Origin of the sequence: Microbacterium sp. K36 (genome assembly GCF_004794355.1) — a bacterium.
GTDB classification, from domain to species: Bacteria; Actinomycetota; Actinomycetes; order Actinomycetales; family Microbacteriaceae; genus Microbacterium; species Microbacterium paraoxydans_D.
This window is the reverse complement of record NZ_SSDN01000068.1, coordinates 49,266-75,795: the sequence shown is the minus strand read 5'-3', so window position 1 is coordinate 75,795 and position 26,530 is coordinate 49,266. Positions and strand designations below refer to the sequence as shown.

Here is a 26,530-nt window from a genome sequence, read left to right as displayed (position 1 = left end):
GTGATGAAGCAGGCGGAGATCACTCCGCGGCGGCCTCCTCGGACGCCTCGGCGGCACCCTCGGCGGACTCGCCCTCGGTCTCCTCGTCCTCGGCCGGAGCGGCCGGGACGGAGATGGCGACCACGAGGACCTCGGCGTCGGTGAGGAGCGTCGAGCCCTTCGGGAGGGTGACGTCGGCGGCGGTGATGTGCGCGCCCTCCTCGAGACCCTCGACCGAGACCTCGATGTTCTCGGGGATGTGCGTGGCCTCGGCCTCGACCTGGATGGTCGTGGCGTCGAGGTTGACGATGGTGCCGGGAGCCGGCTCGCCGGTCACGACGACGGGGACGTCGATGGCGACCTTCTCGCCCTTCTTCACGACCAGGAGGTCGATGTGCTCGATGATCTGGTGCACCGGGTCCTTCTGCACGTCCTTGACGAGGGCGAGCTGCGAGGTGCCCTCGATGTCGAGGTCGAGCAGCGCGTTGGCGCGACGGATGATCAGGGAGACCTGGTGGCCCGGCAGGGCGACGTGGACGGGTTCGGTGCCGTGGCCGTAGATGACCGCGGGGATCTTGCCGGCGGCGCGCAGACGACGGGCGAAGCCCTTGCCGAAGCTGCTGCGCAGCTCGGCGTGGACCGTGTTGTCTTCAGACATGACGTTCTCCTTCGGGGCACGCAGCGAAGGCGCCGCGCGGTGGTCTTGGAATTGTGGACTCGAACGCGGACGCGTGAGGAAAGCCACCGGGCTTGCTTCGCCGCGTCGATCACGGACGTCCGCGCACGCGCAGAAGCGTCCCTCGCCGAGGTACGCCTCCATGGTACCGGATGACCCGATAGGCTGAGGACACCGGTCCCCTCTGCAGAAATTCGGAGTACCCCCATGCTCGACGCCGCGTTCCTCTCTCACGTCCTCCTCTGGGTGATCGGCGCCATGTCGCTGTGCGCCGCCGTCGCGACCGGCGCCGCCCTGTTCTCCCTCGGCCGCTCGGGCTACCGCAAGGACTGATCGTCCCCCGGCGCTCTCGTCACCGCGGTGAGCGCCTTCCGGATCGCCGTCACTTCCTGCGCCAGCGGGAGCGCGGCATCGACCCGGACCCCGGACTCGTCGTCCCTCAGCGGTTCCCACGCGTCGAGCTGGGAATCGAGCAGCGAGACCGGCATGAAGTGGTCGGATCGACCGCCCAGCCGCCGTGCGAGCGTCTCCCGTGCCACGCCGAGCTCGACGAAGACGGCGTCCGGCGCTTCCCCCCGGATCTCATCCCGGTAGCGCCGCCGCAGCGCGGAGCACGCGACGACGATGTGCGTCTCGGCGGCGAGCGTCCGTCCGACCACCCGCAGCCACGGCATCCGGTCGTCGTCGTCGAGGGCGATCCCCGCTGCCATCTTCTCGACGTTGGTGAGTGGATGCAGATCGTCCCCGTCCACGAAGCGCGCCCCGAGGTCCCCGGCCAGCGCCGCACCCACCGTCGACTTTCCGGAGCCGCTCGGCCCCATCACGACGATGCGCACGCTCATGCCGGCCTGCCGTCGGTCCTCAGTAGAACTCGACCGTGTCGACCACTGCACGCAACTCGCGTCCGTCGAGCAGCCGGGTGGCGTTCTCGGCGAATCGCCGCGCGATGCGCTCCTCTTCCTTCGAGCTGAGCGCCGCGGTGTGCGGGCTGACGAGGACGCGGGGGTGCGCCCATAGCGGGGACTCGGCGGGCAGCGGCTCCTGCTCGAAGACATCCAGCCCGGCGAAGCCGACGCGGCCGTCGTCGAGCGCGGAGAGCAGCGCCGTCTCGTCGACCACGCTGCCGCGCCCGACGTTGGTGAGGATGACCCCGGGCTTCACCGCCCGCAGGATCTCCTCGCCGATGAGGTGCCTGGTCTGCTCCGTGCCGGGCAGCGTGACGACGATCGCGTCGACCTCCCCCACCGCGTCCACGAGTTCGTCCAGCGCGATGAGGCGATCGACGCCCTCGACCGGGCGACCGGAGCGACTGGTCCCCCACACCCGGGCGCCGAGGGCGTGGAACCGCCGGGCGCACTCCGCGCCGATGCCGCCGAGCCCCACCACCAGCACGGTCATCTCGTCGACTTGGCGCATCTCCCAGCGATCGGGCCAGACGCGCCGATCCTGGTCCGTCCGCAGGCGCGGAAGGTCCTTCGCCCCGGCAAGCACCGCGAAGAGGGCGAACTCGGCGAGGGTGCCGCCGTGGACGCCGGCACTGGTGGTGAAGACGATGCGGTCGAGATCGGCCCTGTCGAGCCCTGCGGCCTTCACGGTGCTGCCACCGCCGGCCGCCGTGGTCATGACCCACCGCAGCCGCGGGTTCGCGGACACCGTTCGCGCCAGCGCATCAGGGTCGACGTCGGGGATGCCGAAGAGGACGTCGGCGGAGTCGATGAGGTCGTCGAACGCCCGCTGCTGCTCCGGGGTCCGGTTGAAGTCCGGGTCCCCGGACCAGTCGGCAGGGCCGCGCATGGGAGGCACGAGCGCCGCATCGTGGACGACCTCGAGCCGCGGCTCGAGCTCCTCGATGAGCCCGCACAGCTCCTCCGCCAACGGCACCGCGACGACGGCGCGGACCTTCTTCTCGGACTCCGTCACGACCGACTCCCTCCAGCTCCTGTGCTCCCTTCAGCGTAGAGGTCCGCAGGCTCGTTGCTGTCGGGTGCTGTAGAGGATGACGACCATGCGTCATGGATGAGCCCTGATCCACTGCACAGCGATACGCTGAACTCAACCCTTCTTCACGATCGAGGAGCCTTCCGTGCCCGAAGCATCAGCGAACATCGGAGTCGTCGGACTCGCCGTCATGGGGTCGAACCTCGCCCGCAACCTCGCGAGTCGCGAGGGCAACACCGTGGCGATCTTCAACCGCAGCTACGAGAAGACGCAGACCCTCCTCGACGAGCATCCCGAGGCGGGCTTCATCCCGGCGAAGACATACCAGGAGTTCGCCGATTCGCTGCAGAAGCCGCGTACCGCCATCATCATGGTCAAGGCCGGAGCTCCGACCGACGCCGTGATCGACTCCCTCGTCGAGGTCTTCGAGCCGGGCGACATCATCGTCGACGGCGGCAACGCCTACTTCCCGGACACCATCCGCCGCGAGAAGGCCGTCCGCGAGACCGGGATCAACTTCGTCGGCGCCGGCATCTCCGGTGGCGAGGAGGGCGCCCTCACCGGCCCCTCGATCATGCCGGGCGGTTCGGACGAGTCCTGGGTCACGCTCGGTCCCATCCTGAAGTCCATCGCCGCGGTCGCCGAGGGCGAGCCCTGCGTGACGCACGTCGGCCACGACGGCGCCGGCCACTTCGTCAAGATGGTGCACAACGGCATCGAGTACGCCGACATGCAGCTCATCGCCGAGGCGTACGACCTCATCCGGCGCGGCACCGGCAAGACGCCCGCGGAGATCGCCGAGATCTTCGCCGAGTGGAACCGCGGCGAGCTGGAGTCGTACCTCATCGAGATCACCGCCGAGGTGCTGCGGCAGGTCGATGCGTCCACCGGCAAGCCGCTCGTCGACGTCATCCTGGACCAGGCCGGCGCGAAGGGCACCGGTGCCTGGACCGTGCAGACCGCGCTCTCCCTCGGCGTTCCGGTCTCGGGTATCGCCGAGGCTACGTTCGCCCGGTCCCTCTCCTCCCACCCCGAGCAGCGCGCAGTCGCCGCGGCGCTTCCTGGCCCGGACGAGGAGTTCACGGTCCCGGCCGACGAGGTCGAGGCCTTCGTCGAGGACGTCCGCCTGGCGCTCTACGCCTCCAAGATCGTCGCCTACTCGCAGGGCTTCGACGAGATCCGCGCCGGTGCCGCTGAGTACGGCTGGAACATCGACCTCGGTGCGATCTCCAAGATCTGGCGCGGCGGCTGCATCATCCGTGCGCAGTTCCTGAACCGGATCGCGGACGCCTACGCCGAGACGCCCGACCTCCCGGTGCTGATGACGGCTCCGTACTTCGCCGAGGCGCTGACCCGCGGCCAGGCGGCATGGCGCCGCGTGGTGGTCACGGCGGCGCAGTCCGGCATCCCAGCTCCGGCGTTCTCGTCGTCGCTGTCGTACTACGACGGCATCCGCGCCGACCGCCTCCCGGCTGCTCTCGTGCAGGGCCAGCGCGACTTCTTCGGCGCGCACACCTACAAGCGCATCGACAAGGAGGGCACCTTCCACACGCTGTGGTCGGGCGACCGCTCCGAGATCGAAGCCGAAGACACGCACTGACCTCGGGTCTGCGAAGGGGCCGGGCACCGCAGGGCGCCCGGCCCTTCGTGCGTCAGGCGAGGATGTTGTGGTTGCGACGGAACACGTTCTGCGGGTCCCACTGCGCCTTCACCGCCCGCAGACGCGCGTAGCCGTCGCCGTCGTACATCCCGGACACCGCGTCCGGTCGCTCGCGGTCGACGAAGTTGCTGTACTCGGCGAGGCGGCCCCCGACGATCCGCTGCGCATCGGCGGCGGCCTTCTCACGCTGCTGCTCGTCGAGCATCCCGGGGACGTCGAAGGCACCGGCCATGACGAACCAGGTGGCGCTGCGCGCCGGGAAGGCCGTCTCCCCCTGCGGCACATCGCCGAACGCCCCGCCGAGGGACCGGAGGAAGACGACCGAGGCGGGGTACTCCCGCCGATAGGCCACCAGCCGATCGATCGTCTCATCGTCGAGGTCGGCGACGAGACCGTTCCCGCCGAGGAACCCGGGAGGAGCGGGAGCCTCGCCGCCCTCGGGCTGCGGCATCTCCATCAGGATGTCCCGGTAGGCGGGCTCGGTGATCTCCGTCGTGACGCCGTCGAGGGCGGTGATCGGCGCGAGCTCCACACGCAGCGCCTCCGGGTCGGGCCCGGCCCACACGGCGGTCAGCCGGGCTCCGGCCGGAGCGCTCGGGTCCATGGGCGGCACGTCCATGTACGTGACGGTCAGTTCGCGCGGGGCGTCGCGGAGGAGTTCACGCGCGGCCCGGAGCACGGCCGTCGCGTCGCCTTCGATGACGGACTCGGCCAGCGCGATCCCCGGCAGGCGATGCGCCTCGAAATCGAAACGGGTGACGACGCCGAAGTTGCCGCCACCGCCGCGCAGCGCCCAGAACAGGTCGGGATGCTGCGTGGCCGACACCTCCACTACGTCTCCGCTCGCGGTGACGACCTGGGCGCCGATCAGCTGATCGACGGCGAGGCCCCAGGCCCGCACCATCCAGCCGACGCCGCCGCCGAGGGTGAGACCGCCGACGCCGACGCTGGCCGTGTCGCCGGAGCTCAGCGCGAGGCCGTGGCCGGCGAGGGCTGTCGCGACGTCGCCCCAGACGGCACCGCCGCCGATGCGCACGACCGTGCCGTCGACCTCGATCGAGGAGAGCTCCCCGAGTTCGAGACGCAGACCGGGTGCGGGGGCGTGGGACCAGGGCCCGTGGCCGCCGGAGACGACGGTCAGGGGGACCGCCTCCTGCGCGGCGGCGCGGACGAGTGCGGCGACCTCGGAGACGGTGGAGGGACGGTGCACGGTGGGCTGTGCGGATTCGACGTGGTCGACCATGAGCACACGGTAGACCCGGGGTCGGACATCGCGGAAGAGGGGCGGCTCGCCGTCCGCCCCTCCCCCGCGCCGCCGGCTATCGGGTGATGTCTTTCACCGTCCCCTGCGTCAGACGCAGCCGCTTCGTCGCGCGTCGCGCCACCGCGGAGTCGTGCGTGACCACGACCATGGTGATGCCCTCCGCGCACAGCCGCTCGAGGAGGTCGAGGATCTCGTCGCGCATCCTCTCATCGAGGTTGCCCGTCGGCTCGTCCGCGAGCAGCACCCGGGGGCGCTTGACGATCGCCCGCGCGATCGCGACACGCTGCTGCTGTCCGCCGGACAGCTCCGCGGGGCGATGGTCTCCGCGGTCCTCCAGGCCGACGTGCGCGAGAGCGGCGGCGACGCGGGTCCGTCGTTCCGCCCGGTCGATGCCCAGCGGCTCCAGCGCCATGTCGACGTTCTCCGCCGCCGTCAGCGTCGGGATCAGGTTGAACCCCTGGAAGACGAAGCCGATCTCCTGCGCGCGGATCCGTCCCAGCTCCGACGGCGACGCCGACGACAGTTCACGGCCGTCCAGCTGCAGCGTCCCGGAGGTCGGGGTGTCGAGCGCCCCCAGCAGCTGCAGCAGCGTCGACTTGCCCCCTCCGGTCGGCCCCTGGATCGTGACGAAGGCGCCGGGCATGATCTCCAGGTCGACGCCGGTGAGCGCCGTCACCGTCCGTCCCCTCCGCGTATAGGTGCGGGTGACGCCCGCCGCCCGGTACAGCGGGGTCGCCGCCGGCGGGGCCGGAACGCGAGCCTCGGAATCCGTCATCGTGGTCATCTCGGTCTCCTTCTCTGCTGTGTGGTTCGCGACGTCGCTCATGCGACGGACCGCAGGGCCTCGGCCGGGCTCAGTCGCGCCGCCCGCCAGCCTCCGAAGGCGCCGGCGACGAGTCCGCCCAGCACCGCGAGACCCACGGCTGCGACGAGCACCCAGGGGGTCAGCGGTGCCTGCAGCACGATGTCGGCGGTCTCCGCGCCCGGGGCCATGCCGCCGGGGCCGCCGAAGCCTCCTCCTCCGTCCGGGCCTCCGCCGACGGCCGTGGATCCGGCGGCCACGGTCGGCTGCGCGACGGTGATGATGAGGATCCCGGCGAGGCCGAGCACGAGACCTGCTGCTCCTCCGAGGAGTCCCTGCACCATCGACTCCCCGGCGACCTGGCGCACGACGCGGCCGTTCGACCACCCCATCGCCTTGAGCGTGCCGAACTCGCGGGTGCGGCGGCCGACGCCGGAGAGGGTGAGGAGCACCGAGAGCAACACGGCGACGGCGAGGACGATGATCGACAGCCAGGTGCCGAGGTTCGTGACGAGCGCCGTCGCGTTCGAGAGCGAGCCGGACACGGTCGCGGCGAGCTCGGACTGCGAGGAGACGGTGGCGTCGGGAAGCTCCTCCGCCAGGGCCGTCTGCACCTCGTCGATGGACGACGCCGAATCCGCCTGCACGTACACCGTGGAGATCACGTCCTCGACCCCGGCCAGCTCCTGTGCGGTGTCGAGCGGGAGATAGACGTCCGCCGCGGTGTCTGCGGCATCAGACGCCGACGTGAGGAGGCCGACGACCTCGACGTCGGAGCCCGCGACGTCCAGGGTGTCGCCGACGGCGATGTCCTCGGTCGCCGCGTACGTGCTGTCCACCAGAGCGACGAGGTCTCCGCTGTCGTCGGCGTCCAGCCCACGCCCCTCGCCGATCTCGGCGGAGGCCAGCGGGCCGACCTCCGTCGCAGACGGGTCGATGCCGAGGACGGTGAACGAGTCGATGCCGAACGCACCGCCCCCGCCGCCCTGCGGAGGCGCCTGGCCCTCCGCAGGCGCCTCGCCGCCCTCTGCGCCGTCCTGCCCGCCGAAGCCGCCGCTCGGCAGCTCGCCCGAGAAGGTCGAGTTCGTCAGACTCAGCGCACCGGTCGCGGCCGCGACGCCGTCGGTGCCGGCCACCGTGTCCAGCACCGAGGCGTCGAGCGTCGTCCGGCCGAAGTCCGTGCGCAGGGTCGACTGCTCCAGGGTCGTGGTCTCGCCGTCGCTCTCGCCCGCGTCCTCGTCGAACTCGAACCGCGGTCCCGTCCCGTCACCCGGTTCCGCGGCGGCACCGGTGACGGTGAGATCCGTCCCCACTCCGTAGACCGCTGCCAGCGACTGGGTCTGGGCGTCGCGCACACCGGTCGTCAGGGCATTCACCACGATCACCAGTCCGATCGCGATCGCGAGCCCGATGGCCACGATCGCCGTCTGCTTCTTGCGGCCCGCGAGTTCGCGCCGCAGATATCGTCCGTACATGTCTCTCCTCCCGCCGCGACGATCGCGGCGCGGAACCGACGCTAGGGACGACCGTTATGCGGAATCGAGGGACGGATGATGAGGGTTCTATGAGCGGACATCTCCCAGAGAACCCATAGCCCGCTCCATAGAAATCACATAGGAAGTTCCGCAGAATAGAGGCATGACCAGCGACCTGCCCGAACTGCGCCGCCCGGACGGCTCCCCTCTGCGCATCCTCGCCGTGGACGACGAGCAGATGCTCACCGATCTGCTCGCCATGGCCCTGCGCATGGAGGGCTGGGAGGTGCGCACCGCATCCTCCGGCCTCGAGGCGCTCCAGGTCGCGAAGGAGTTCGAGCCGGACGCCCTCGTGCTCGACATCATGATGCCCGACCTCGACGGGATGGCCGTGCTCAAGCGGCTCCGCGAAGCGGGCAACCTCGTCCCCGTCCTGTTCCTGACGGCGAAGGACGCCGTGGGCGACCGCGTCGCCGGACTGACCGCCGGGGGCGACGACTACGTGACCAAGCCGTTCAGCCTGGAGGAGGTGATCGCCCGGCTCCGCGCGATCATCCGGCGCACCGGACACGCCAGCGCCGACGACGGGCAGTCGATCCTCCGCGTCGCCGATCTCACGCTCAACGAGGACAGCCACGAGGTCGTCCGGGACGGCGTGGAGATCGAGCTGACCGCGACCGAGTTCGAGTTGCTGCGCTACCTCATGCGCAACGAGCGCCGGGTGCTGTCCAAGGCGCAGATCCTGGACCGCGTCTGGAGCTACGACTTCGGCGGCAAGTCCTCGGTCGTGGAGCTCTACATCTCCTACCTCCGGAAGAAGATCGACGCCGGCCGCACGCCCCTCCTGCACACCGTGCGCGGCGTCGGCTACATGATCAAGGCCCCGCAGTGAGCGGAGCGACGGTGACGCGACGGCCCATGAGCCTGCAGACGCGGCTGATGACCGCGGTGATCGGGTTCGTGTCGCTGATCCTCGTCATCGTCGCCGTCATCACCAGCGCCACCCTCGGCAGCACGCTGGAGGACCAGCTCGACAACAAGGTGAAGAGCTACGCCGCGACGATCCGGGATCGGATCGTGGAGGGCATCGCGCCGTCCGAGGCCACCGTCGACAACATCCTGTATCGCCTGGACCCCATGCCCGGACTTCTGCTGTCGCTCGGCAGCCCCATCGCAGGACCGAGCGGCGTCGCCTTCGAGGACAGCCGCGGGGCGCTGAACAGCACGCCGCAGCCGCTCACCCCCGGTCAGCTGCAGCAGCTCTACGGAACGGTCGCACTCGGGACCCCCGCGACGGTCTCCTTCGACGGTCTCGGCTCTTATCGGGTCGTCGCGACGACAGCGAGCAACGGCGTCGTCGTCGTCACGGGGCTCCCCCGCGACGACATCCAGCATCAGCTCACGCAGCTCCTCACCGTGATCCTGCTTGCGACGGCGGGCGGCCTGATCCTCCTCGCCCTCACCACGGCGGTCACGATCCGGGTCGGGCTGCGGCCGCTGCGGGCAGTCGCGGCGACGGCGACGAGGGTCGCCAATCAGCAGCTCGACCGCGGCGAGGTCAGCATCACCGAGCGCGTGCCGGCGAGCGAGGCCGATCCGCGGACGGAGACCGGGCTCGTCGGCGCCGCGCTCAACAAGCTCCTCGACCACGTGGACACGTCCCTCTCGGCGCGGCAGAAGAACGAGGAGCAGATGCGCCGGTTCGTCGCCGACGCGAGCCATGAGCTGCGTACGCCCCTGGCCTCGATCCGCGGCTACTCGGAGCTCTCGTTGCGGGCACTGCGTCAGGCACCGGAGGCGACGAAGGAAGACGCGGTCATCGAGGGCACGACCTCCTCCCTGGAGCGCATCCAGGCGCAGTCGCTGCGGATGACGCGGCTCGTGGAGGACCTCCTGCTCCTGGCCCGCCTCGACGAGGGCCGCGAGCTCGTGTACGGCACGGTCGACCTCACCCAGCTCGCCCTCGAAGGCCTCTCGGATGCGCGGCCGACCGCGGCCGATCACCACTGGAACATCGAGGTGCCGGATGAGCCTGTCACCGTCGTCGGTGATGCAGGGCGGCTGCATCAGGTCGTCGCGAACCTGCTGGCCAACGCCAGGACGCACACGCCCGCGGGAACCACGGTGACGTTGAGCGTGGCTCGGGAGGGCGACGAGGCCGTGCTGCGCGTGCACGACGACGGCCCGGGGATCGATCCCGCCCTCCGCGACGAGCTCTTCGCCCGATTCGCCCGCGGGGACAGCTCCCGCGCCCGGCAGACCGGAGGCACCGGGCTCGGTCTCGCGATCGTCAAGGCCATCGTGGAGGGTCATCGCGGCCGGATCTCGGTCGAGAGCGAACCCGGCGACACGACCTTCACTGTCCGGATCCCGCTGACTCCTCCCGGCGAGACCCCGGCCGACTGACTCGTCGTTCCCCTCCTGTCCGCGCACACCTGCACGACCGGAGCCCGCCCGCACGACCCATCCGTCATTCCCCTCGTGCACTCGTCCCCCGGCCGTGCAGGTGTCCCCCGGTCGTCATGGGACTTCCGTCGGACCGTGCCGTCTGGACTTCCGTAAGACCATCTCGTCTGCACGATCCGGGGGCGGATGCACGATGAGACCGGGGATTCCGTCGTGCGGATGTCACGGGGTCGTGCAGGTGTCGCACGCCCCGGATCGAGGGGACGGAGGACGATCCGGGTCAGTAGCCGGCGAAGGCGTCCGTGGTGAGGGAACGGGCCTTCTGCAGCGCGGGCGCGAGGTCGGCGATGAGCCGCGGCGGGCCGGAGATGAAGGCGTGCCGCGCCGAGAGGTCCCCCACCACGCGCTCCAGGGTCTCCGCGTCCAGGCGGGCCCCCTGGGCCCATGTCCAGTGCGCGGGGAGGTCGTCCGGCTCGTCACGGGTGAACACGACCGTGCGCACACCCGTCGCGGCGAGCTCGTCGCGGAAGGCGAGCTCCTCCGCCGAGGACGCCACGTAGACGAGGACGATGTCGCGCCGCTCCCCTGTCGCCTGAAGCTGCCGGAGCTGCGACACGAACGGGGTCACACCGATGCCCGCTGCCACCATGAGCACCGGTTGCTCACCGCGAGGAAGGATGAAGTCGCCCCACGTTCCGGTCACCGCGAAGGTCGCACCGGGCTGGGCGGCCGCGAGAGCCCGCTTGTAGCTCGACGGGTGCTGCTGGTCGCCGTTCTTGTACGCGATGCGAAGGGTCGGCAGGTCGGCCGGAGCGGACACGATGCTGAACTCGCGGCGCGTCCCCCGCGCGTCAGGGCGCCGATGCGGGACATCGAGCTCGAGGTACTGCCCGGGGAGGAACCGCACGCGGCCCTTCGCCCGGAACGTGAGCTCCTGCGCGGTCGGCGTCACGAAGGCACGGCGCTCCAGGACGAGACGGACGGACCCGCGGAGCGCGAACGCGAAGGCCACGAGATTGCCGATGAGGAGGGCGCGCTCCTGACCGAGCGTGAAGAGGCCCGCGACGGCGATCGGCCACCCCGCGAGCACGCCCACCACGACGGCGACGACGAGCTGCTGCCGACGACGCGGCGGAAGGGTCAACGGCTCGGACAGCATGAACGCGCCGAGGAAGAGGAACGGCGACTGGAGCACGGCGAACGACACGGCCGTCATGACGTCGAAGGAGACGTCGAACTGCGCGGCCTGCACCGCCTGCCGCACGATCGAGGTGCCCACGGCGACCACGAGGAAGAGCAGGACGACGCCGACCTTCTCTGTGCGCCACAGCACGGCGAGCCCGAGGAGGACGACGGGGATCACGAGAACCGGGGTGCCGACCCACCACGAGGACGAGGTGCCGAGCCAGCTGAACGCGTCGACCGCCCCCAGGATCGATACGACCGCCGCACCGAACGCCGCCGGGTTGAAGATGTGCCGACCCCGCCAGGCGATGAGGTACTTGGACACGCTGGCCACCGCGCCCGCGATGGCGAGGCCGAGCAGCGCCGACGGCTCGATGCCGGGACGCAGCACGAACAGAAGGATGAGGGCCGTGACGAGCGAGGACTCCACACGCCAGGGCAGGCGGAGGAGGCGCTGGGCGACCGCGTCCACCGCGGAGATCACGACCGCGAGCACCAGGAAGGACGCCACGAGCTCCCCGGGCGTCGGAGAGACAATCACCCCGAGCAGGGACAGCACGAGGGCGATGAGGGCCAGTGCCGTCAGCGCGAACAGCACGAGGCGGTACATCGACAGCGCGCCGAGGACGGCGAGGACGCGCTGGCGGGCGGCGGCGAAGGCGGTGGTCACGGCTTCCTGTCTCCCCCGGTTCGGGCAGTAGCGGCGGGTGCCGCGGTGAAGAGCTCGGCGTGGCAACCGGGCGAGCGCTGCACACGGCCGTCGGTGGTCATGCGCACCCATTCGACGCCCCAGCGGGTGGCCAGCTCCGGGCCGCCGTCGAAGAACAGGGCGGTGGCCACGGCGTCGGCGGTCATCGCCTCCGGGGCGAGAGCCCACGTCGCGGCCCAGGTGCGGACCGGGCGTCCCGTCCGCGCGTCGAGCACGTGATGGAGACCGTCTCCCCACGCCCGTCGGTTGATGGCCGAGGCGCACAGCGCTCCCTCGGTGACCTCGACGACGCCGATCGCCTTCCGCGCATCGAACGGGTGCTCGAGCGCGATGCGCACGCCGGCCCCTCGAACGCGGATGTCTCCACCGGCGTCCACGACCACGCCCCCGGGGGTGTCAGCCAGCACCGCCATCACACGGTCGACGAGGCGTCCCTTGCCGAGGGCGCCGACATCGAGCAGGGCAGGCGCAGGGACCTCGACCGCCCCGGCGGACCACGTGAGCCGCGTGGTCCAGGACGCCGGAGCCGGGCGGGGATCGCCGGCCTGCAGCGAGTAGGTGGCGTCGTAGCCGAGGGCGACAAGGCTGTCGGCGACCAGCGGGTTCACCGCACCGGCCGTAGCGGCGTCGAGCTCGCGATACGCGTCGAGCATCGGCACCGCGTCCGGTGAGGACAGGCGACCGCCGGAGCGTCCCAGACGAGTCACTTCGGAGTCGTCTCGGAACCGCGACCAGGTGCGATCGAACCGCTCGATCTCGGCGGTCACGGCCGCGCGGACGTCAGCGGTGAGCGGGGCGCCGGTCTCGATCTCCCACCCGGTGCCGATCGCCTCGAATCGCCACTGCCCCATGAGGACGCCTCGCGCCTAGGCGGCGGCCTGCTCCTTGATGGAGGCCACCGCGTCGTTGAAGCCGCCGCTGGTGAGCGAGGATCCGGCGACGCGGCTGACGTTCAGCTCGTCGATCGGCTTCCCCACGACCTCATCGGCGATCCCGTCGATGAACTCTCCCTGGTACCGCTCGGTCTCCGGGGCCTTCGGGTCGCCCGTGACCTCGACCTCCGTCACGACGCCGTCGGCGAGGGTCAGGGTGACGGTGATCTCCTCCACCGTCTCCGGGGTCTGGTACGAGCCGTCGGCGGTGTACGTGCCGTCGGTGTAGGTGCCGGAGGCGTCACCCCCGCTCGACGAGGAGGACGAGCTCGACCCCGCGGTCTCGTCGGTGCCGGTCGAGGTGTCTGCGGCGTCGCCGGTCGACGAGCATCCGGCGAGGACGAACAGCCCTGCGACCCCGAGGAGGGCGGTGCCGGTGCGGACAGAGGTCGGAACGGTCGTGCGGATCATGGGGTCCTCCGTGGTCGTCGTCGGTCGACTCTTCCGTCGATGACTCGACCGTAAGCAGCCCGGCTATGCACGGGCTGTGCCGTCCCGATGAGTTACGCGTCTCCGCCGAACATGCTCGTGACGGAGCCGTCCTCGAAGACCTCATGGATCGCCCGCGCGAGCAGCGGCGCGATGGGCAGCACCGTGAGGTTCTCCCAGCGACGCGATGCGGACAGCGGGATCGTGTCCGTGACGACGACCTCGTCGATCGCCGCGTCCTGCAGACGCTCCGAGGCCGGGTCGCTGAAGATCGCGTGGGTCGCCGCGACGATCACGCGGTGCGCGCCGTTCGCCTTGAGCGCCTGCGCCGCCTTGACGATCGTGCCACCGGTGTCGATCATGTCGTCGACGAGGAGACAGGTACGTCCCTCCACGGTGCCGACGATCTCGTGCACCGAGACCTGGTTGGCCACCTTCGGGTCGCGGCGCTTGTGGATGATCGCGAGCGGGGCTCCGAGGCTGTCCGACCACGTGTCGGCCACACGCACGCGGCCCATGTCCGGGGAGACGACCGTGAGGATCTCTCGGTCTTCCGGGGTGAGGGTGCGCTCGAAGTGGTCCAGGAGCACCGGCTTGGCGAACAGGTGGTCGACGGGGCCGTCGAAGAAGCCCTGGATCTGGGCGGCGTGCAGGTCGACGCTCATCACACGGTCGGCGCCGGCCGTCTTCAGCAGATCCGCGACGAGGCGGGCGCTGATGGGCTCGCGGCCGCGGCCCTTCTTGTCCTGGCGCGAATACGGATAGTACGGCGCGACGACGGTGATGCGCTTGGCCGAGGCGCGCTTGGCGGCGTCGATCATGATGAGCGTCTCCATGAGCCACTCGTTGACCGGCTCCCCGAAGGTCTGCACCAGGAAGAGGTCGCAGCCGCGGATCGAGACCTCGAAGCGGGCGTAGATCTCACCGGAGGCGAAGGTGCGGTGCTCGACCGGAGCGATCTCGGTGCCGAGCGAGGCGGCGACGGCCGCCGTCAGCTCGGGATGCGATCGACCACCCGCGATGACCAGACGCTTCTTCGTCTTGGCGACGAGGCCGGGGGCCACGCCGTTGTCGCGATCCAGGTCGACCGTCTTCTTCTTCCGGGCCATGCTCCGCCTATTCCGCCGAATTCTCCCGGGCTGCGGCATCCGCCGCGCCCGTCCCTGCTCTGTTCTTCTCGACCCACCCCTCGATGTTCCGCTGGGGGGCCACGCTCATGGCCAGGGCACCGGCCGGGACGTCCTTGCGGACGACGGCGCCGGCGCCGGTCTTCGCACCAGGACCAAGCCTAACGGGCGCGACCAGCACCGTGTGCGAGCCGGTGTGCACCTCGTCGCCGATCTCCGTGCGGTGCTTGTTGACGTCGTCGTAGTTCGCCGTGATGGTGCTCGCGCCGAGGTTGACGCCGCGGCCGATCGTCGCGTCGCCCACGTACGACAGGTGCGGCACCTTGCTGCCCTCGCCGATCTCGGCGTTCTTCGTCTCGACATAGGCGCCGATCTTGCCCTTCGGTCCGAGCACGGTTCCGGCGCGGAGGTAGGAGAACGGGCCGACGTTCGCCTCGGCGCCGATCACGGCCAGAGTCGCGTCGGTGCGACGGACGACCGCATCCTCCCCCACCTCGCAGTCGACGAGCGTCGTGTCCGGTCCGATCGTCGCGCCGGCGGCGATCGTCGTCGCGCGCAGGATCTGCGTGTTCGGCAGGATCGTGACGTCGGGGGCGAGCGTGGCGTCGTCGTCGATCCACGTCGTGGCCGGGTCGACGACGGTGACGCCCTCGAGCTGCCAGCGGCGCACGATGCGGGCGTTCAGGCGACGGCCGACCTCGGCGAGCTGGGCGCGGTCGTTGACCCCGAACGTGACCTCGACGTCGGACACGATCGACGCCGCGACCCGGTCGCCGTCCCGGCGCACGAGGCCGGGCACGTCCGTGAGGTACATCTCGCCCTGCGCGTTGTCGACACCGATCTTGGGCAGGTAGGTGCGCAGCGTGGCGGCGCGGAACACGTACATGCCGGCGTTGATCTCGCTGACCGCCGCCTCCTCCGCCGTCGCGTCCTTCTGCTCGACGATGCGGTCCACGGTGCCGTCGGCATCGCGGATGACCCGGCCGTAGCCGGTGGGGTCGTCGACGAGAGCGGTCATGAGGGTCGCCGGCGCTCCGGAGGCACGGTGCTCGGCGAGGAACGTCGAGAGCGTCTCGGCATCGGCCAGCGGGCAGTCGCCGGAGAGTACGAGCACGTCGCCGTCGAAGTCTGCGGGCAGCGCGTCGACCGCGACCTGGACGGCGCGGCCCGTGCCAGGAACCTCGTCCTGGTCGATGAAGACGGCGTCCGGGTAGTCCTCACGCAGCGCGGAGACGACCTGATCGCGCTCGTGCCGCACGACGACCTCGATGTGCGACGGGTGCAGACGGGTGGCCGTCGTCAGCACGTGTCCGACGAGAGGCCGCCCGCTGATCCGGTGCAGCACCTTGGGCAGGCGAGACTTCATGCGCGTGCCTTGACCTGCGGCGAGGACGACGACGGCGAGGTTGTTCTCAGTCATGCTCCGCCGCCAGGACTCGAACCTAGACCTCACAGCTCCAAAGGCTGTCGTGCTGCCATTACACCACGGCGGACCGCGCTGCCCCCGGGGCACCGCCCGATAAGTCTGCCACGTCCTCGCCCGTCTTCCTGTGCGTGAGGCGCACGCCGAGCGGGCTCGTCATCCGCGCGAAACACGGCTCTGCGATGCTGGGACGATGAGCCTCGTGATCGACCGTGTCACCGTCGCCACCCCCGAGATCGCGGCCTTCATCGCCGCACACCACGCGGAGATGGACGGCACCGCTCCGCCCGAGAGCCAGCATGCGCTTCCGCTCGACCGGCTGCTGACTCCTCGCGTCCGGTTTTTCACGGGACGAGTTGACGGACGGATCGCCGCGACGGGCGCCCTCGCGGTCGTCGAGGACGGGCACGAGGAACTGAAGTCGATGCGCTCCGATCCCGCCTTCCGCGGTCGCGGGTATGGGCGGATGATGCTCGGTCATCTCCTCGACGACGCCGGCGCGCGCGGCATCGGTCGCGTCTCGCTCGAAACCGGCCGGGACCCCTTCTTCGATCCGGCCAGGGGGATGTACACCGCCGCCGGCTTCCGGGAGGGTCCGCCGTTCGGCTCCTACCTCCCCGACCCGCACAGCGCGTTCCTCACGATGCTGCTCCCCGCGTCCTCCGCGGCCACGACGCCCTCGCGCGCGATAATGAACGGATGAGCGAGGCGGATGAGGTCGATCGGATCGTCGGCGCGTGGAACACGCAGCGGCCCGACCTCGACTTCTCCCCGCTCGAGGTGCTGTCCCGCATGGACCGCCTCTCCCGACACCTCGACCGCGCACGCCGCGAGGTGTTCCGCCGGAGCGACCTCGAGCCGTGGGAGTGGGACGTGTTGTCGGCGCTGCGCCGGGCGGGGTCCCCGTTCCAGCTCTCGCCCAAGCAGCTCCTGCAGCAGACGCTCGTGTCGAGCGGCACCATGACCAACCGCATCGACCGTCTCGTCGGCCGTCGCTTCGTGCGCCGTGAGGCCGACCCCGCGGACGGCCGCAGCGTGCTCGTGACTCTGACCGACGACGGTCGGGTCCGGGTGGACGCCGCGATCACCCGGCTCGTCGACGCCGAGGCCGACCTCCTGCGCGCGCTCTCCCGCGCCGACCGCGACCGGCTCGCCGCCCTCCTGCGGAAGCTGAGCCTCAGCTTCGACACCTGACCCGGACCCGGTCCTCTTCGGTTCGGCCCGTCCTGTTCAGGCAGGGACGTCAGGTCTGTTCCGTCCGACCCGTCCGGTCTGTTCCGTCCGGCCAGTCCGGTCTGTTCCGCCTGCACGATCCGTGCACGGCCGCCTGGGGCAAGCGGTCATTTGGTCGTGCATCCGGACCCGGATCGTGCAGGCGGCGCAGGACGGATCCGACACGGGTCGTGCATCCGGACCCGGATCGTGCAGGCGGCGCAGGACACGACGGGGCACGGATCGCGCGATCGGGTGGGTCAGGGTCCGAGGAGGAGGCGCCGGTTCTTGGCCGGGACGGTGTCCGGGAGCGTGGCGACGACCTCGGCGATCGACACCGCCTCCAGAGTCGCTCGCCAGGCCTCGTGGGCACGGCGCATCACGACGGCGAGTCCGCACGGCGCGGTGCAGTCCTCCGGACGGGCGGCTCCTCTCCCCTGCTGACGGAGCTCACGGCAGACGTAGGGGTCGGCGGCGCCGTCGACGGCGGTGACGAGATCGAGGACCCTGATGTTCTCGGGGTCTCTCGCCAGGCGGAAACCACCGCGAGGCCCCGTGCTTCCAGTGAGGATTCCGGCGCGGACCAGCTTCGCGAGCTGCTTCGAGAGGTACGGCCCCGGTACGCCGAAGTGCTCGGCGAGCTGCGCGCCGGACACTGTCGACCCCGCGGGGAGCTGAGCGATCACCGCGACGGTGTGCAGCACCCATTCGGAGGTCTCGGGGAGTTTCACTTGCCCATCATATCGGGACCGCCCTATTGTGGACACACAATATCCATGATTGAAGGAGCGGGCATGCGCATCGCGGTCGCAGGAGGAACGGGACGGATCGGGCGGCTGGTCGTCGAGGAGGCCCGGCGTCGGAGGCATGATGCACTGTCGCTCAGCCGCAGCGAGGGCGTCGATCTGACCACGGGCGAAGGCCTCGCCGCCTTACTGCGCGGGGTGGATGCGGTCGTCGACGCGACGAATCCGCCGGTATCCGACGTCGCCGAGGCCGAGCGGGTGTTCACCACGCTCAGCCGCACGCTGCTCGCCGCCGAGGACGAAGCCGGGGTCGGCCACCACGTGGCCCTCTCGATCGCGGCGCTCGATCGCGTGCGCGGCAATCCGCACTATGCGGGCAAGCGCGCCCAGGAGCGAGAGGTCACGCGCGGCGTGGTGCCGTTCACCATCGTGCGGGCGACGCAGTTCCACGACTTCCCCGCGATGATCGCCGAGTGGAGCATCGAGGACGACGAGGGTATCGTGCCCCCGCTGCTGCTGCAGCCCATCGCGCCGGCGGACGTGGCCGTCGCCCTCGTCGACGCAGCGGAGTCGCCGGCGCTCGGTGGCTCATTCGACATCGCCGGACCTCGCACGGAGGACGCCGTCGACATGGCGCGCCGCACTCTCGACGCCTGGGGCCGCGACCTTCCGCTGCGCGCCGCGTGGAAGGGCGCCGCGCTCGGCATCGAGTTCGCGGGTGAGGTGTTGCTCCCCGGCGATGACGCGCGCACGGCGTCGACGACGTTCGACGACTGGCTCGCCGCCGAAACCCGCTGACACCCGGACCGTTTCCGAGCCTCCCGTCCCCTCGGTCCCCTCGGTCCGGATGCACGACCAGGGTCCGGACGTGGGACGAAAACCCCGAAACCATCGTGCAGGCGCGACCGGATCGTGCAACCGCAGACAGGAACCCCCGCCCGTGGTCCGGTATCCGCCACTCCGGATGCACGACCAGGGTCCGGATGAGGGACGAGAACCCCAGAACCGCCGTGCAGGCGCAACGGGATCGTGCGACCGAGGCAGGAGTGGCGGCCGGCCCACGGACCCTGCCGGCTGGTCGCCTAGGCTGGGAGCACCCGGTCGCAGCCCCGCGACCCCTGCTCCGAAGGCCGAGACATGGGCATGCCCTCCCCGCTTCCCGTGCGCGACGGGGTCGGCGCGACCCGGCTGCACGTGCCGATGACGGGTGCGTGGCCGACCATCGCCGCCTACATGGTCGAGCGGTTCTTCCACCTCGATCCGGAGCGGCTGCTCGTGCGCTTCGACCGCGGGGAGATCGTCGCGCGCGATGGCCGGCCGCTCTCCCGGGACACGCCTCTCGGCGCGGAGGAGTTCGTCTGGTACTACCGCGAGCCTCCAGTCGAGAAGGAGATCCCGTTCGCCGAGGAGATCCTGCACCAGGACGAGCACCTGGTGGTCGTGGACAAGCCGCACTTCCTCCCCACCACGCCGGGCGGCAAGTATCTGCAGAACTCCACCCTCGTCCGGCTGCGCAACCGCCTCGGCAACCCTGATCTCACGCCCATCCACCGCCTCGACCGGGCCACGGCGGGGCTGCTGATGTTCTCCGCCCGCCCTGCCACGCGCGGCGCCTACCAACTGCTGTTCGAGGACCGCCGCGTGGAGAAGGTCTACGAGGCCGTCTCCGCGCGCCCGGCGGACTGGGATCCGTCGCGATTCCCGCTCGTCTACCGCAACCGCATCGAGAAGCTCCGCGGTCAGGTGTGCGTGCAGGTGGACGAGGACGGCGAGCCGAACTCCGAGACGCTCATCGAGGTCATCGCCGCCGACGACCGCGTCGTGCACACGCTTCTCCGTCCGCACAGCGGGAAGATGCACCAGCTCCGCGTGCACCTCGCCGCGCTCGGCCTCGGCATCCTGCACGACGGCTTCTACCCCGTGCTGCAGCCGGAGCGTCCGGACGACTTCACCCGCCCGCTCCAGCTCCTCGCACGCGAGCTCCGGTTCACCGATCCGCTGAGCGGGCGGGAGCGGACGTTCACCACGCGCCGGAGCCTGCAGGAGGCCCCGGCAGGCTGATCAACCTCAGCGGCGCATGACCTTCCGCGCGAGCCGGGTGCCGAGAAGCTGCACGAGGTGGACGAACACCACGATGAGGATGATCGCCGCCCACATCACGAGCGGCTCGAACTGCCGGAAACCGTAGATCTGCGCGAAGGCCCCGAGCCCGCCGCCGCCGATGAGTCCCGCCATCGCGGTCATGTCGATGAGCGCGACGACGATGAAGGTGTAACCGAGGATGAGGGGGCCGAGCGACTCGGGGATCGCGACGGTGAAGAGGATCCGCCACGGCCCGGCGCCCATCGCCCGCGCCGCCTCGATCACGCCCGGCGATACGGAGACGAGATGCTGCTCGACGATGCGGCCGATCGCGAACGCCGCCGCGAGACCGATGATGAAGGCTCCGGCGGTGGTGCCGATGCCGCTGCCGACGACCAGGCGCGCGAACGGCTGCGCCACCGCCATGAAGATGACGAACGGGATCGGTCGGAAGAAGTTCACCACGAAGTTGATGAGCCCGGAGACGACGCGGTTCGGCATCAGTCCGCCGGGGCGCGTCACGTACAGCAGGACGCCCACCGCCAGCCCGAGGATCCCGCCGAGCACGAGCGCGAACGACGTCATGTACAGGGTCTCGAGCGCGGCCTGCCAGAACTCCGGCCACAGTTCGTTCAGACGATCCATCAGCGACCCTCCTCTCCGGCGATGACGGTGACTTCGACACGCTCCGCGATACGCGCCAGGGCCCTGTCGATCGCCGCGCGGTCACCCCGGATTGCGAGCGTGAGGTGGCCGAACGCACGACCCCGGATGTCGTTGATCCCGCCGTAGACGAGCTCGAAGTCGAGACCCGCCGAGGCGAGGTCGAGGAACACCTGGGCCTGCGACGAGTCGCCGTCGCGGAACGACAGGGTCACCAGGCGTCCGGTATGCCGGTCCCGCAGCACCGCGAGTTCCGATGGCGAGGGCACCCCCTTCACCACCGTGCCGACGAACCGCTGAGACGCCGGATTCCGCGGGGCCGAGAAGACATCGAAGACGTCGCCCTGCTCGATGACCCGCCCGTTCTCCATGACGGCGACGCGGGTGGCGATGGTCTGGATCACATCCATCTCGTGGGTGATGACGACGATCGTGACGCCCTGCTCCTCGTTGACGCGCTTGAGCAGATCGAGGACCTCGTGCGTGGTCTGCGGATCGAGCGCGCTCGTCGCTTCATCCGCGAGGAGGATGGCGGGCTTGGTGGCGAGCGCGCGGGCGATCCCGACGCGCTGCTTCTGTCCACCGGAGAGCTGCTCCGGGTACGCCTTCGCCTTGTCGGCGAGCCCCACGAACGACAGCAGCTCGGCGACGCGCGCCTCGATGTCCGGCTTCGACCAGCCGGCGAGCTTGAGCGGATACGCGATGTTGGCCTTGACGCTGCGCGACGAGAACAGGTTGAACTGCTGGAAGATCATCCCGATGCCGCCGCGCACGGCTCGCAGCTCGCTCTCCTTGAGCGCCGTGATGTCGACGCCGTCCACCGTGATGGTGCCGCGGGTGGCCGGCTCGAGCGCGTTGATGAGACGCACGAGCGTCGACTTCCCCGCACCGGAGTATCCGATGATGCCGAAGACGTCGCCCTTGTCGATGGAGAGGGTGACGTCGTCGACGGCGACGATCTCGCGATCGCCCTGGCTGCGGGAGGGGTAGGTCTTGGAGACGTTCGTCAGGGTGACGATCGGCATGTGGTGCTCCGGTCTGGTTCTCGGGAAACGGAGAATCGGGCGGCGCACGAAGCGCCACCCGATTCTCCCTCATCGAACGGGGGGCGGATCACACCCCGGCGTCCGGTTACTTCTCTTCGGCGTCCTTCTGGACCTTCTCCAGCGAGGCCACGAGGTCCTCGACCGGGGTACGCAGCGCCACCGCGGTGTCGCCGGAGGACTCGAGCAGCCCCGCCTGCACATCCTCGTTCGTCTGGAAGATCTCGACGAGCTTCTGATACGTCTCGTTGTCCGCGTCCTCCGCACGCGCGGCGAAGATGTTGACGTACGGGAGGGCGTTCGGGTCCTCCGGGTCGTCCTGCGCGATCGCGTCGTCGAACGTCAGTCCGGCGTCCTCGACGAAGTCGTTGTTGATGATCGCGGCCGCGACGTCCGGGAGCGAGGTCGGGATGAGCGCACCCTCGAGGGCCGTCACCTTCACCTTGGACTTGTCGGCATCGATGTCGGCGAGGTCGGAGTACGGCGTGCCGCCGCTCTTGAGCTCGAGCAGGCCCGCCTGCTGCAGCACGTTGAGCGCGCGTGCCTGGTTCGAGGCGTCGTCGGGAACCGCGACCGTGTCGCCCTTCTTGATGTCGTCGACGTCGTCGTACTTCGTCGAGTACAGGCCGAGCGGGTAGATGGCGGTCGAGCCGATGGGCGTGAGATCGGAACCCGAGGCGTTGTTGTACTCCGCGAGGTACACGATGTGCTGGAACTGGTTGAGGTCGATCTCCCCCTCGGTCAGCGCCGGGTTCGGCTGCTCGTAGGACCCGAAGTCGACGAGCTCGACCGTGATGCCCTCGTCGGCGGCGGCCTCGACGAAGGGCGCCCACTGCGCGTCGCCCTTCCCCACGACACCGATCTTGACGGTCTCGTTCTCGGAGCCGCCGTCGCCGGAACCCGCGTCGGACGAGGTGGCGCACCCGGCGAGGGCGACGAACAGCGGGACCACGGCGAGCGCGGCGAGGGCGGAGGTGGTGCGGCGGGACATGATGAGGGTTCCTTCCTGGCGGGACTCGACAACGTTAGGCAGGAGGGCGCGCTGTCGCGGAATCGGGATGTCACACGGCGTCACAGCCGCGCGGGCCGGTCAGTCGAACTCTTCGATTCCCTGCAGACGCACCTGCTCCAGGTCGAGACGGGCGGAGATCCGGCGGACCACCATGTCGTCCACGGTGCCGGCGCCGCGGAGCCCGAGCAGCACCTCGCGCTTGCGGTCGAGCAGCGCGAGCTTGAGCCGGGTGTGCTCCTCGTGCCGCACGAGCGGCGAGCGCTGGGCGAGGTCGACGTCGGCGGAGGTCGCGATCATCTGCAGCGTCGTGCCGTCCGTCGCCTCGGGGTCGGGGGCGGTCCCTGCCGACACTGCCACGTCGCCCGCATCCTCGCCCTCGTCACGGCGCACCTCTCCCCCGGTGCCGTAGGGATCGGGCTCGCCGAGCATCTCGTCCAGCGCGTCGGCCTCGGCGTCGATGAGCGCCTGCTCCCGCGCGAGCGTCCGGGCGTTCGCGAACTCCAGCGCCTGGTACCCCTCGGCACGCACCCGGTCGCGCACCTCCTGGCCGATGCCGTGCTCCGCGGCGAGGTCGTCGAGCGCGGCCAGGGCCGCACCCGAGATCGCCCGCTCGGCGAGCTCGTACTCCTCGTCTTCGGCATGGTCGACCGGGAATCGTGCCCAGCGCACGAGCGCGGGAAGGAGAGGCGCCTGCACGAGGAGGCTGAGCAAGATCACCCCGGCGGTCACGAAGACGATCTCGTCACGCCCGCCCACCATGCTCCCTGCGGAGACACCGGTCGGCACCGACAGCGCGATCGCCAGCGACACCGCGCCGCGCATGCCGGCGACCGTGGACACGAGCCGGGCGCGGGAGCGGGCGCCGCGCGGCGGGCGTTCGGCCGGGCGGCGCTGGAACAGCACGTTGAGGAGCTGGAACACGTACCGCACGGCGAAGAGCGTGGCCCACACGGCGAGCGTCACGAGCACCAGGCGGCCGATGGCGGCGGCGGAGATCTCGTGCGCGACGAACTGCACCTCGAGGCCGATGAGCACGAACAGCGCCCCGTTCAACAGGAAGACGCCGAACGGCCAGGCCGCGTCGGCCTGTCGGCGCGAGGCCGCCGTCGTCACGCGCGGCGACACCCAGGCGACGATGAGTCCGGCCACGACCACGGCGAGCACCCCCGACGCGTGCACGAGCTCGGCGAGCAGGAACGCGGAGAACGGCACGAGCAGCAGCGTGACGTTGATGACGATGGTGGAGGAGATGCGGCGCAGCAGCAGCGTGGCCAGGGCCGCGACGACGATCCCCGCGGCGATCCCGCCCACGTACGACACCAGCACGTCCCAGGTGACCGAGAGCGGCGTGACCTGGCCGCCCAGCGCGAGGGACACCGCGATGGCGTAGAGCACGAGCGCGGTGCCGTCGTTGGTCAGGCTCTCGGCCTTGAGCTTCATGAACATCCGGCGCGGCAGCAGCCGGCCGAGGGCGGCGACGGCCGTGGCGTCGGGCGGTGCGACCGCGGCCCCGAGGATGAGCGCGATCTCCCAGGGCATGCCGAACAGCACGCCGATGCCGGCCACCGCGAACGCGGAGGCGACGACGAGGAGCGTGCTCATCGGCACGATGTAGCGGAAGTCGCGGCGGATCGACCGCAGCGATGTCGTGAGGCTCTCCCAGAACAGCATCACCGGCAGGAACAGCAGCAGCACGGTCTCCGGCGGCAGCTGGACCTCGCGCAGCGGCGGGATGAATCCCAGCGCCAGTCCGAGGATGACGAGGACGAGGGGCAGCGCGAGACGCACGCGCGGGGCGATCAGGGTTCCGACGAGAATCGTGAGTCCGAGCAGGACGGTTACTTCGAGGCCTTCCATCGCTACTCCCAACAGTCGTGGGAGAAGGATATTCCTCCGTCAGCCGATCTGCTCCGTGAGTTCGAACCAGCGCAGCTCCAGCTCCTCGATCTCGGCCTCCTGCGCCGTGATCGCCTTCATCCGCTCGCCGAGGCCCGCATAGTCGGACTGGTCGTGGTCGGCGAGGGCGTGCTTGGCCGCGTCGACCTGCTGCGTGAGCTTCTGGATGCGACGCTCGAGGGCGGTGGCTTCCTTCTGCGCCGCCCGGAGAGCCGCGCCGTCGAGACCGCTCGCTGCGGGGGCCGATGCCGCCGTCGAGGTCGTCGAGGCGCTCTCGACGCGCTGCCGCAGACGAAGGTACTCGTCGACGCCGCCCGGGAGATGGCGCAGGCGCCCCGCGCCGTCCGGACCGGGAAGGATCGCGTACTGCTGATCGGTCACCCGCTCCAGGAAGTACCGGTCGTGGCTCACGACGAGGAGGGTGCCCGACCAGGAGTCGAGGAGGTCCTCGATCGCGGCGAGCATGTCGGTGTCCATGTCGTTCGTGGGCTCGTCGAGGATGAGCACGTTCGGCTGGTCGAGCAGCACGAGCAGCAGCTGCAACCGGCGCTGCTGGCCGCCGGAGAGATCCTTCACCGGAGTCGAGAGCTGGGCGGAGGAGAACCCGAGCCGCTCCAGGAGCTGTCCTGGCGTGAGGTCCTGCGCCTTCGACCCGGCACCGAGCGTGTACGAGGTGCGCAGACCGGAGATGACCACGCGCACGGGGTCGTTCCAGTGGGGCAGGAGTTCGTCGAGGCGCTGCGTGAGCGTACGCACCTGCACGGTCTTCCCGCGCTTGATCCGCCCCTCGGTGGGCTCGACCGTACCGGAGATGAGCCCCAGGAGCGTGGACTTCCCGGCGCCGTTCACGCCGAGGATGCCCGTGCGCTCCCCCGGGGCGATCCGCCACTCCACGTCCTTGAGCACGGTCTTCCCGCCGGCCCCCGAGCTTGTCTGGGTCCCTGAGCTTGTCGAAGGGTACGTCACCCCCACATCGAGCAGATCGACGACGTCCTTGCCCAGCCGCGAGACGGCGAGCGACTGCAGCGAGACCTTGTCGCGGATCTCGGGCACGTCGGCGATGAGCTCGTTGGCCGCATCGATGCGGAACTTGGGTTTGCTGGTGCGGGCCGGGGCACCGCGGCGCAGCCAGGCGAGCTCCTTGCGGGCGAGGTTCTGCCGCTTCGCCTCGGTCGCCGCCGCCATGCGGTCGCGCTCGACCCGCTGCAGGATGTACGCCGCATAGCCGCCCTCGAAGGGCTCCACGATGCGGTCGTGCACCTCCCACGTCTCGGTGCAGATCTCGTCGAGGAACCACCGGTCGTGGGTCACGACGAGGAGGGCACCGGCGTTCGCGGGCCAGCGCTTCTTGAGGTGCCCGGCGAGCCAGGTGATCGCCTCGACGTCGAGGTGGTTGGTCGGCTCGTCGAGAGCGATGACGTCCCAGTCCCCGGTGAGCAGCTTCGCGAGCGACACGCGGCGGCGCTGACCGCCGGAGAGGGAGCCGATCCGCGCGTCCCAGGGAAGATCGGTCAGCAGCCCCTCGATCACGTCGCGGACGCGGGCGTCTCCGGCCCATTCGTGCTCGGCCATGTCGCCGACGACGGCGGCCCCGATCGTGATGTCGTCGGGGAGGGTGTCGGCCTGGTCCAGCACGCCGATGCGGGTGCCGCCGCGAACGGTCACCCGGCCGGAGTCCGGTTCCTTCCGGCCGGCGAGCATGGCCAGGAGACTCGACTTGCCGTCGCCGTTGCGGCCGACGATGCCGATGCGGTCGCCCTCCTCGATGCCGAGGGTCACGGCGTCGAAGACGACGCGGGTCGGGTATTCGAGGTGCAGGGCTTCGGCCCCGAGAAGATGTGCCATGTCCTCTCCAGGGTAGTCGCGCCGCG

Annotated in this window: 25 protein-coding genes and 1 tRNA gene; 8 read left to right on the top strand and 18 right to left on the bottom strand. The window is 70.4% G+C overall.

Annotation, left to right across the window (positions count from 1 at the left end):
- Nucleotides 1–19: 19 nt before the first annotated feature.
- Entirely contained in the window at nt 20–637 is a 618-nt protein-coding gene (locus tag DW296_RS07345) for a 50S ribosomal protein L25/general stress protein Ctc (RefSeq protein WP_136051697.1), read from the bottom strand.
- Between the two features lie 225 nt (nt 638–862).
- Here DW296_RS07345 and DW296_RS16700 point away from each other — a divergent pair, with 225 nt between their 5' ends.
- Nucleotides 863–988: a hypothetical protein gene (locus tag DW296_RS16700; RefSeq protein WP_255218687.1), complete on the top strand. Its 126-nt coding sequence runs from the start codon at nt 863–865 to the stop codon at nt 986–988.
- On the opposite strand, the gene DW296_RS07340 is transcribed toward DW296_RS16700, so the two are convergent.
- Entirely contained in the window at nt 973–1,497 is a 525-nt protein-coding gene (locus DW296_RS07340) for a gluconokinase (protein WP_136051696.1), read from the bottom strand. The two genes, DW296_RS16700 and DW296_RS07340, sit on opposite strands and share 16 nt — an antisense overlap.
- 19 nt (nt 1,498–1,516) lie before the next feature.
- On the bottom strand, nt 1,517–2,575 hold the full coding sequence (locus tag DW296_RS07335; protein WP_136051695.1) for a D-2-hydroxyacid dehydrogenase: 1,059 nt from the start codon (nt 2,573–2,575) through the stop codon (nt 1,517–1,519).
- 163 nt (nt 2,576–2,738) lie between these two features.
- On the opposite strand from DW296_RS07335, the gene gndA reads away from it, so the two are divergent.
- Complete coding sequence (gene gndA, locus DW296_RS07330) at nt 2,739–4,193, top strand: NADP-dependent phosphogluconate dehydrogenase (protein ID WP_136051694.1); 1,455 nt, start codon at nt 2,739–2,741, stop codon at nt 4,191–4,193.
- Between the two features lie 52 nt (nt 4,194–4,245).
- Here gndA and DW296_RS07325 read toward each other — a convergent pair whose 3' ends face one another.
- The 3 genes from DW296_RS07325 to DW296_RS07315 all read right to left on the bottom strand — a co-directional run bounded on the left by DW296_RS07325 (nt 4,246) and on the right by DW296_RS07315 (nt 7,794).
- Nucleotides 4,246–5,496: an FAD-binding oxidoreductase gene (locus DW296_RS07325; protein WP_136051693.1), complete on the bottom strand. Its 1,251-nt coding sequence runs from the start codon at nt 5,494–5,496 to the stop codon at nt 4,246–4,248.
- A gap of 76 nt (nt 5,497–5,572) precedes the next feature.
- Nucleotides 5,573–6,292: an ABC transporter ATP-binding protein gene (locus tag DW296_RS07320; RefSeq protein ID WP_136051726.1), complete on the bottom strand. Its 720-nt coding sequence runs from the start codon at nt 6,290–6,292 to the stop codon at nt 5,573–5,575.
- A 47-nt stretch (nt 6,293–6,339) separates the two neighbouring features.
- Nucleotides 6,340–7,794, bottom strand: a complete 1,455-nt coding sequence (locus DW296_RS07315) for an ABC transporter permease (RefSeq protein WP_136051692.1) — start codon at nt 7,792–7,794, stop codon at nt 6,340–6,342.
- A gap of 163 nt (nt 7,795–7,957) precedes the next feature.
- Here DW296_RS07315 and DW296_RS07310 point away from each other — a divergent pair, with 163 nt between their 5' ends.
- Nucleotides 7,958–8,686: a response regulator transcription factor gene (locus DW296_RS07310; RefSeq protein WP_136051691.1), complete on the top strand. Its 729-nt coding sequence runs from the start codon at nt 7,958–7,960 to the stop codon at nt 8,684–8,686.
- 26 nt (nt 8,687–8,712) lie between these two features.
- Entirely contained in the window at nt 8,713–10,200 is a 1,488-nt protein-coding gene (locus DW296_RS07305; protein ID WP_136051690.1) for a sensor histidine kinase, read from the top strand.
- Between the two features lie 280 nt (nt 10,201–10,480).
- On the opposite strand, the gene DW296_RS07300 is transcribed toward DW296_RS07305, so the two are convergent.
- The 6 genes from DW296_RS07300 to DW296_RS07275 form a co-directional block, all read right to left on the bottom strand.
- Nucleotides 10,481–12,055 (bottom strand): FAD-dependent oxidoreductase, encoded by a 1,575-nt coding sequence (locus DW296_RS07300; RefSeq protein ID WP_136051689.1) that lies wholly within the window; start codon nt 12,053–12,055, stop codon nt 10,481–10,483.
- Complete coding sequence (locus DW296_RS07295; protein WP_136051688.1) at nt 12,052–12,945, bottom strand: FAD:protein FMN transferase; 894 nt, start codon at nt 12,943–12,945, stop codon at nt 12,052–12,054. Before DW296_RS07295 ends, DW296_RS07300 begins: the two co-directional genes overlap by 4 nt.
- Nucleotides 12,946–12,960: 15 nt before the next feature.
- Nucleotides 12,961–13,437: an FMN-binding protein gene (locus tag DW296_RS07290; RefSeq protein ID WP_060921478.1), complete on the bottom strand. Its 477-nt coding sequence runs from the start codon at nt 13,435–13,437 to the stop codon at nt 12,961–12,963.
- Nucleotides 13,438–13,529: 92 nt separating this feature from the next.
- A complete protein-coding gene (locus DW296_RS07285; RefSeq protein WP_025105636.1) occupies nt 13,530–14,564 on the bottom strand; it encodes a ribose-phosphate diphosphokinase in 1,035 nt (344 codons plus the stop codon).
- A gap of 7 nt (nt 14,565–14,571) precedes the next feature.
- The gene (gene glmU / locus DW296_RS07280; protein WP_136051687.1) at nt 14,572–16,002 is read right to left on the bottom strand and encodes a bifunctional UDP-N-acetylglucosamine diphosphorylase/glucosamine-1-phosphate N-acetyltransferase GlmU; all 1,431 of its coding nucleotides are present in this window, start codon (nt 16,000–16,002) and stop codon (nt 14,572–14,574) included.
- Nucleotide 16,003: 1 nt separating this feature from the next.
- Nucleotides 16,004–16,075, bottom strand: a tRNA-Gln gene (locus DW296_RS07275).
- Between the two features lie 57 nt (nt 16,076–16,132).
- Here DW296_RS07275 and DW296_RS07270 point away from each other — a divergent pair.
- A complete protein-coding gene (locus tag DW296_RS07270; protein WP_446724132.1) occupies nt 16,133–16,708 on the top strand; it encodes a GNAT family N-acetyltransferase in 576 nt (191 codons plus the stop codon).
- Nucleotides 16,705–17,199 (top strand): MarR family winged helix-turn-helix transcriptional regulator, encoded by a 495-nt coding sequence (locus DW296_RS07265; RefSeq protein ID WP_025105633.1) that lies wholly within the window; start codon nt 16,705–16,707, stop codon nt 17,197–17,199. The genes DW296_RS07270 and DW296_RS07265 overlap by 4 nt, the downstream gene beginning before the upstream one ends.
- Nucleotides 17,200–17,477: 278 nt before the next feature.
- Here the strand turns inward: DW296_RS07265 and DW296_RS07260 are convergent, their stop codons facing one another.
- Nucleotides 17,478–17,948 carry an RrF2 family transcriptional regulator gene (locus DW296_RS07260; RefSeq protein WP_136051685.1) on the bottom strand — a complete coding sequence of 157 codons (471 nt, stop codon included), beginning with the start codon at nt 17,946–17,948 and terminating at the stop codon, nt 17,478–17,480.
- Nucleotides 17,949–18,011: 63 nt separating this feature from the next.
- Here DW296_RS07260 and DW296_RS07255 point away from each other — a divergent pair, with 63 nt between their 5' ends.
- The gene (locus DW296_RS07255) at nt 18,012–18,761 is read left to right on the top strand and encodes an SDR family oxidoreductase (protein ID WP_136051684.1); all 750 of its coding nucleotides are present in this window, start codon (nt 18,012–18,014) and stop codon (nt 18,759–18,761) included.
- A 339-nt stretch (nt 18,762–19,100) separates the two neighbouring features.
- A complete protein-coding gene (locus DW296_RS07250; protein ID WP_136051683.1) occupies nt 19,101–20,024 on the top strand; it encodes a pseudouridine synthase in 924 nt (307 codons plus the stop codon).
- 6 nt (nt 20,025–20,030) lie between these two features.
- Here the strand turns inward: DW296_RS07250 and DW296_RS07245 are convergent, their stop codons facing one another.
- From DW296_RS07245 to DW296_RS07225, 5 genes are all read right to left on the bottom strand, one after another.
- Nucleotides 20,031–20,690, bottom strand: coding sequence for a methionine ABC transporter permease (locus DW296_RS07245; protein WP_025105629.1), 660 nt, complete (start codon nt 20,688–20,690; stop codon nt 20,031–20,033).
- The gene (locus DW296_RS07240) at nt 20,690–21,733 is read right to left on the bottom strand and encodes a methionine ABC transporter ATP-binding protein (protein ID WP_025105628.1); all 1,044 of its coding nucleotides are present in this window, start codon (nt 21,731–21,733) and stop codon (nt 20,690–20,692) included. The genes DW296_RS07245 and DW296_RS07240 overlap by 1 nt, the downstream gene beginning before the upstream one ends.
- A 106-nt stretch (nt 21,734–21,839) precedes the next feature.
- Entirely contained in the window at nt 21,840–22,742 is a 903-nt protein-coding gene (locus tag DW296_RS07235; protein ID WP_060921471.1) for a MetQ/NlpA family ABC transporter substrate-binding protein, read from the bottom strand.
- 99 nt (nt 22,743–22,841) lie between these two features.
- Nucleotides 22,842–24,620: a Na+/H+ antiporter gene (locus tag DW296_RS07230; RefSeq protein WP_136051682.1), complete on the bottom strand. Its 1,779-nt coding sequence runs from the start codon at nt 24,618–24,620 to the stop codon at nt 22,842–22,844.
- A gap of 39 nt (nt 24,621–24,659) precedes the next feature.
- Nucleotides 24,660–26,504, bottom strand: coding sequence for an ABC-F family ATP-binding cassette domain-containing protein (locus DW296_RS07225; protein ID WP_136051681.1), 1,845 nt, complete (start codon nt 26,502–26,504; stop codon nt 24,660–24,662).
- Between the last annotated feature and the right edge of the window lie 26 nt (nt 26,505–26,530).